7 protein-coding genes are annotated in these 6804 nt (G+C 65.6%); 6 read left to right on the top strand and 1 reads right to left on the bottom strand.

From position 1 onward, the window contains the following. Window positions 1-137: 137 nt before the first annotated feature. The 6 genes from lgt to LH128_RS28810 all read left to right on the top strand — a co-directional run bounded on the left by lgt (window position 138) and on the right by LH128_RS28810 (window position 6196). A complete protein-coding gene (gene lgt, locus LH128_RS28835) occupies window positions 138-1031 on the top strand; it encodes a prolipoprotein diacylglyceryl transferase (RefSeq protein ID WP_008833238.1) in 894 nt (297 codons plus the stop codon). Continuing rightward, window positions 1031-2092: a class I SAM-dependent methyltransferase gene (locus LH128_RS28830; RefSeq protein ID WP_008833237.1), complete on the top strand. Its 1062-nt coding sequence runs from the start codon at window positions 1031-1033 to the stop codon at window positions 2090-2092. The genes lgt and LH128_RS28830 overlap by 1 nt, the downstream gene beginning before the upstream one ends. Then, entirely contained in the window at window positions 2068-2700 is a 633-nt protein-coding gene (locus tag LH128_RS28825) for a TMEM175 family protein (RefSeq protein WP_327195313.1), read from the top strand. Before LH128_RS28830 ends, LH128_RS28825 begins: the two co-directional genes overlap by 25 nt. Beyond that, window positions 2697-3185, top strand: a complete 489-nt coding sequence (locus LH128_RS28820; RefSeq protein ID WP_008833235.1) for a DUF2306 domain-containing protein — start codon at window positions 2697-2699, stop codon at window positions 3183-3185. The genes LH128_RS28825 and LH128_RS28820 overlap by 4 nt, the downstream gene beginning before the upstream one ends. Before the next feature lie 189 nt (window positions 3186-3374). After that, complete coding sequence (locus tag LH128_RS28815; protein ID WP_008833234.1) at window positions 3375-4799, top strand: M16 family metallopeptidase; 1425 nt, start codon at window positions 3375-3377, stop codon at window positions 4797-4799. 11 nt (window positions 4800-4810) lie between these two features. After that, window positions 4811-6196, top strand: coding sequence for a M16 family metallopeptidase (locus tag LH128_RS28810; protein ID WP_008833233.1), 1386 nt, complete (start codon window positions 4811-4813; stop codon window positions 6194-6196). A 135-nt stretch (window positions 6197-6331) separates the two neighbouring features. On the opposite strand, the gene LH128_RS28805 is transcribed toward LH128_RS28810, so the two are convergent. Next, the coding region (locus LH128_RS28805) for a thioredoxin family protein (protein ID WP_037521902.1) at window positions 6332-6804 on the bottom strand (473 nt) is incomplete at its 5' end.

The raw sequence follows: 6804 nt of genomic DNA, 5'->3' as shown, positions 1-6804 counted from the left end.
CTCGCCCTGAGCTTGTCGAGGGTCGCGGCACAACTTGTCGAAGCCTCATCCATACCGCGTGAAAATGAAAACTCGGCTACCATCGGGCACCGGGCTATGCCAGAAGGCCGCCCGATGAAGCATACGAGGTCCGCCACTTGTCCCTGACACTGCTTGCCGCCGCCGCCCAGGCGCCAGAGCCCATCTACTGGGTCAACCTCGGCCTCAAGAACTACCTGTTCCGCATCGGCAGTTTCGAGTTGCGCTGGTATTCGCTGGCCTATCTGGCAGGCATCGTCCTGGGCTACTGGCACTTGTCGAGGATGATCCGCGAGCCCGGCGCCCCGCTGGCGCAGCGCCATGCCGACGACCTTTTCTTCTACTGCACCGTCGGCATCATCCTTGGCGGACGGCTCGGCTATGCCACGTTCTACACCGGCGGCAGTTCCGATATCCCGAGCCTGTGGCTGCACCCGGCCGAACTGGTGAAGCTGTGGCACGGCGGCATGAGCTTCCACGGGGGCCTCATCGGCGTGATGCTGGCGATGGCCTGGGTTTCTTGGCGCAACCAGCTGAGCCTGATCCGCGTGGCGGATTTCGTGTCGGTCTGCGTGCCCTTCGGCATGCTGTTCGGCCGCCTCGCCAACTTCGTGAACGGCGAACTGTGGGGCCGCGTCGTCTCCGGGCCGCTGCCCTGGGCGATGGTCTTCCCCGACGCCGGGCCGCTGCCGCGCCACCCCAGCCAGCTTTACGAAGCCGGGCTCGAGGGCCTACTGATGATCATCGTCATGCTCACGCTCTACTGGAAGACCCGCGCGCGCTTCCGGCCCGGCCTGCTGGTCGGCGTCTTCACCACCGGCATCGCCTCGGCCCGCTTCATCGTCGAGTTCTTCCGCGAGCCTGACGCCCAGCTCCAGCGCTTCGCGCAGGTCACCGGCCTGTCGATGGGCCAGTGGCTGACGATCCCGCTGATCCTGCTCGGCCTGTTCCTGATCGCCCGCGCGCTGACCAAGCCCGAACTGTCCACCCGGCGTCCTATCGAGATAACCTGATGAGCGACGAAGCCGGGGGAGAAGACTCTCTGGCAGCCGTCTTCCGGCGGCTGATCGCCAATTACGGGCCGATTTCGCTCCAGCAGTACATGGGCGAATCGAACGCCCGCTATTACTCCGGCAAGGACCCGCTCGGCGGCGCGGGCGATTTCGTCACCGCGCCCGAAATCAGCCAGATGTTCGGCGAACTGATCGGCCTGTGGTTGACCGATATCTGGATGCGCGCGGGCGCTCCGGCGACGGTGCACTACGTCGAGCTGGGCCCCGGTCGTGGCACTCTCGCGCGCGATGCGCTGCGGGTCATGCGCAAGCAGGGACTGAGCCCCGAGGTCCATCTCGTCGAAGGCTCTGGGGCCCTGCGCGCCGAGCAGCGCAAGGCAGTGCCCGATGCGCAGTGGCACGACGACATGGACAGCCTGCCCACCGACGCACCGTTGCTGCTGGTCGGCAACGAGTTCCTCGACGCCCTCCCGGTGCGCCAGATGGTGAAGACGGCGGCAGGCTGGCGCGAGCGCATGGTCGGCCTCGAAGGCCACCGCTTCGTGCCGGTCGCCGGCGATCGTCCGATGGACGCCGCCGTGCCCGAGGCATGGCTCGAAGCGCCCGAGCAGACCCTGATCGAGACTTGCCCCGGCGCGGCCGCCGTGGTCGACGAGATCGCCCGTCGCCTTCAGGGGCAGGGCGGGGCGGCGCTGCTGATCGACTACGGCTACGCCGAAAAGCGTACCGGCTCGACTCTGCAGGCGATCCGCGCGCATACCAAGGTCGATCCCTTCGCCCATCCCGGTGAGGCCGATCTCACCTGCCTCGTCGATTTCGCGACGATGGCCGAAGTCGCCGTCGCGGGCGGTGCGCGCCATCTCGGCACGGTGACGCAAGGGGCATTCCTGCGCGCGCTCGGCATCGAAACGCGCGCCGCGCAACTTTGCGCTGTTGCACCGCAACAATCTTCTGCCATAAACTCCGACAAGGATCGACTGATCGACGAGGGGCAGATGGGGCAATTGTTCAAGGTCATGGGGCTGGCCGCGCAGAGTTGGCCAAACGGCGCAGGCTTCTGATGAGTATGTCAGAATTGCACGGCGGCGCGAAATTCGCGCTCGAACGGATCGTGTTCTTTTCGGATGCGGTCTTTGCCATCGCCATCACCTTGCTGGTGCTCGAGATCGAGGTGCCGCATCTTCCCCCCGACGCACCGGTTCATGAATATTGGGCGGAATTGGGTAGGCTCATCCCCAATTTCCTGGCGTTCGTACTCAGTTTCCTGGTGATCGGACGGTTCTGGCTGTCGCATCACCAGATATTCAGCCGGGTGACGCATTTCGACGTGGCGCTGGTCTGGCCGAACCTGCTCTACCTGCTGGCGATCGGCGTGATGCCCTTCACCACGGCATTCGTGGCGGCGGGGCACAATACCTTCGTCCCGGCGCTGTGCTACAACCTGAACCTGCTGCTGACCGGGATTCTGGCCTGGTTCCTGATGTTCTGGATCGAGCGCAAGGGGCTGGCGGTGCCCGGTCCCGATAATCGCTACAGCGGTTCGCCCGGCGTGATCGCCGCTGCGGCGCTTGCGGTCGCGCTTGCTTTCGTTATTCCGCAAATCAGCCAGTTCGCGATGGTCACGCTGCCGCTGTGGCGCCTGGTATTTCACCGCAAGGGTGCCGCATGAGCAGTACCGTCAAGTCCATCGCGCCCGATCGGCTGGAGAAGCTGCTAGGGGCACTGGCGCTCGTCATGCTGGGTTTCGTCGGGGTCGCGGTGCTCAAGGGCATGTCCGAATGGACGAACATTCCCGGCGTCATCTGGCTGCACTTGCTCACGATCGTCGTGGCTCTGGCGCTGACCCCGGTGCTGCTGTGGAAGCGGCGGGGGACGCCCGGCCATCGCGCGCTCGGCTATGCCTGGGCGGGGGCGATGTTCCTCACCGCTGTCGACAGCCTGTTCGTGACGACCAAGCCCGGCCATTTCAGCCTGATCCATATCCTTTCGGTCTTCACCATCGTGATGGTGCCGGTGCTGGTGCTCGCCGCGCGAAAGGGCAACGTCGCCCGCCATCGTCGCACGGTGCGCGGGCTGATCATCGGTGCGCTGCTGATCGCGGGTTTCTTCACCTTCCCGTTCGACCGGCTGCTGGGGCACTGGCTGTTCGGTTGAGGGGGAGCCACCCCGCCAGGGATTGCTCCGGTGAAAATTCTGTAATCGCAAGTCGTTCGTCGATGACGAATGTAGCTTGTCGATTGCAAACCGGCCGCTCACGGATAGTCTGGCATTGCCAAGCGGTTGCGCAGTCGGCTTCTCCTGCCGGGGCGTATCAACAGGGACACATCCGGGAGCACCATCGCCATGAGACTCGGCACCGTTCGTCGCGCCGTTCTGCTAGCCGCCGCCTCGCTGGCGCCGCTTTCCGTTTCGCCCGTGCTGGCGGCTCCCAAGGTCGCCGCTGCTTCGGCGCCCGCGAAGGGGCAAGTGCCGGTCGAATACCACAAGCTCGCCAACGGTCTGAAGGTAGTGATCTCGCCTGATCATTCGGTGCCTACCGCTACCGTCGGCGTGTATTACGGTATCGGCTTCCGTATCGAGCCGAAAGACCGCACCGGCTTCGCGCACCTGTTCGAGCACATGATGTTCCAGGGCTCGAAGAACCTGGGCAAGGCGGAATTCATCGGCCTCGTCAACGCCAACGGCGGCGTGCTCAACGGCTCCACCCGGTTCGATTTCACGAACTACTACGAGGCGATCCCCAGCAACACGACCGAGACGTTCCTGTGGGCCGAGGCAGACCGGATGAAGGGCCTCGACATCACACAGGACAACCTCACCAACCAGCAGGGCGTGGTGAAGAACGAGGTCAAGGTCAACGTCATCAACCAGCCCTATGGCGGCTTCCCGTGGCTCGACCTGCCGCAGCTGGCGAATACGAACTGGTACAACGCGCATAATTTCTACGGCGATCTCAAGGAGATCGACGCGGCGACGCTGACCGACGTGCAAGCGTTCTTCAAGGACTACTACGCGCCCAACAACGCCGTGCTGGTCGTTGCCGGCGACGTCGATCCGAAGCAGGTCATGGCCTGGACCGAGAAGTATTTCGGCCCGATCCCGGCCTCCGGCGCGCTCAAGTTCCCCGACATTTCCGAGCCGCGCCAGACGGCGGAAAAGCGCTCCGAAAAGACCGACCCGCTCGCGCCGCAACCGGCGCTGGCATGGGCCTATCACGTCCCGCCCAAGAACACGCCCGAGTGGGCGGCGATGCGGCTGATCGACCTCATGCTGATCCAGGGCGCGGACAGCCGGCTGACCCGCGTGCTGGTGAACCAGAAGGGCTATGCGGGCAATGTCTCGGGCGGGATCAACTGGCCGCTCGGCAGCGCCTACGACTACAACGGGCCGATGCTGTGGTCGGCGTTCCTGATTCACGGGCCGGAAGTGACCGACGACGCCATTCTCGCCGACATCGACGCGGTGGTGAAGGACCTGCAGGACACCCTCGTCACTCCGGCCGAGCTTGCCCGTGCCAAGACCAAGGCCCGCTCCGAGATCTACGATACCGTGGGCGATGGCTACCGCTTCGGGCTGGTCAACCTGCTCGCCAGCTTCGCGCTGTTCGACGACGATCCGGGGCGGATCAACCGGATGGAGGCGGAGATCGAGAAGGTCACGCCCGAACTGATCCGCAAGACCGCGCGCGAATACCTGCGTTCGACCAACCGTACCGTGATCAGCCTGAAGCCCGGCGCCGTCGCCGCGGCTCCGGCGGCTGCGAAGTGAGGGAGGGCATCATGATCCGGAATCTTCTCCTCTGCACCGCCGCGCTGGCGCTGACCGCCGCTCCTGCTTTGGCAAAGGAAGCGCCGCCCGCCCCGGCCGCGCCCAAACCCTTCGCTCTGCCGCCGCTGACCGAGTTCACGCTTGCCAACGGCATGAAGGTGACCATGGCGCAGCACGGCAACGTGCCCAAGGTCACGATCGTCGCCAGCGTACGCACCGGCAATATCGATGACGGCCAGAACGTTTGGCTCGCCGACCTCACCGGCGCCTTGATGCAGAAGGGCGCGGGGGGGCGCGACGCCTCGCAGTTGGCCGAGGCCGCCGCGGGGATGGGCGGTTCGCTGGCGCTTTCGACCGGCCTCGATTCCAGTTCGGCGATGATAGACGTGCTGGGGGAATCGACGCCTGATGCCGTCGCCCTCGTCGCCGACCTGCTCCAGCGCCCCGACTTCAAGGCCGAGGAACTGGAGAAGGTGCGCGCCGACATGCTGCGCAACCTGATGGTGGCCAAGTCCACCCCCGGCTCCATCGCGTCCGAGGCATTCTCGGCGGCGCTTTACCCTGAGCATCCCTATGGCCGCACGTTCCCGACGCCGCAGCAGCTTTCGGGCTATACGCTGGAGCAGATCAAGGCGTTCCATTCCGCCAACTTCGGCGCCGCGCGTACGCACCTCTATATCGTCGGCCGCTTCGATCCGGCGATGGTGCGCGCGGCGGTCGAGAAAGCGTTCGGCGGCTGGACGGCAGGCGCTGCGCCCACCGCATTGCCCGTGCCCGCCGAGCCCGCGCCCAAGGTCGTGCTGATCGACCGGCCGGGCGCGCCGCAGTCGACCGTGTGGATCGGCAAGCGCGTGGCCAAGCCCGGCTATGACATGGATTTCCGCGCCACCAACACGCTGCTGGGCGGCTATTTCTCCTCGCGCATCACCCGCAACATCCGCGAGGACAAGGGCTACACCTACTCGCCCAGCGCGTCGCTCTCGCAGCGGGTGCAGGGGGCGTTCTGGGTGGAGGACGCAGATATCACAGCCGAATCGACCGGGCCTGCGATCACCGAGATCTACAAGGAGATCCGGCGCATGCAGGACACTCTCCCCACCGATGCCGAAGTGCAGGGCATCCGCAATTACATGAACGGGACCTTCGTGCTGGGCCTGTCCTCGCGCGATGGGCTGGCGGGATCGCTGGCCAACCTCGACGTGCAAGGGCTGGGGGTGGACTACCTCAATGGCTACGTCGGCCGGGCGAGCGCGCTCAAGGCGGCGGATTTCCAGACCGCCGCGAAGCGCGAACTGCCGGTGGACAAGCTGAGCGTTGTGATCGTCGGACCGCTGGAGAGCGTGCGTGCGCAGCTTGAGAAGGTGCCGGAGATCGCGGCGAAGCTGCCGAAGAAGTGAGCGTCATGGCATACCGTCGTCCCGGACTTGATCCGGGACCGGTGGCTGTCTTTAGGTGGGCGCTGCCGTGCCGGGCGCCCTGAAGCTATGTGGGCTGGTCACGGCCAGCGGTCCCGGATCAAGTCCGGGACGACGTCATCTTGCCTTTTCCGCCAGCAGCGCGGGCGTGAGCACCTGAGGCAGCGTTTCGGCCCGGCCGTCGCGGCCGTACCAGACATAGAGGGGAACCCCCGCCGCGCCCTGTTCGGTTAGGTAGCGGGTGATCGCCGGATCGCGCCGGGTCCAGTCACCACGCAGCACCACGACCCCAGCCTTTTCGAAGGCGACGCGGGTATCCTCGCGCTCGATCGCGGCGGCTTCGTTGACTTTGCAGGTGAGGCACCAGTCGGCGGTCATCCATACGAAGACCGGTTTGCCGTTGGCGCGTGCCGCTGCCAGTGCCTCGGGCGAGAAGGGTCTGGCCTTGATGATCGAGGCTTCCTCCTGCGCCTGTGGGCGCGGCTCGGGCATCGTCAGCACGCCGACCGCCAGTACTGCCAGCGTCGCGAAAGCGGGCATGAGTGCCCGTTTCCCGGAGCGCTGCGCACGTCCGACAAGGCCGAGCAGGG

The sequence above is a fragment of the Sphingomonas sp. LH128 genome, assembly GCF_000293195.2.
GTDB classification, from domain to species: domain Bacteria; phylum Pseudomonadota; class Alphaproteobacteria; order Sphingomonadales; family Sphingomonadaceae; genus Novosphingobium; species Novosphingobium resinovorum_A.
This window is presented reverse-complemented; position numbering and strand designations above follow the sequence as displayed.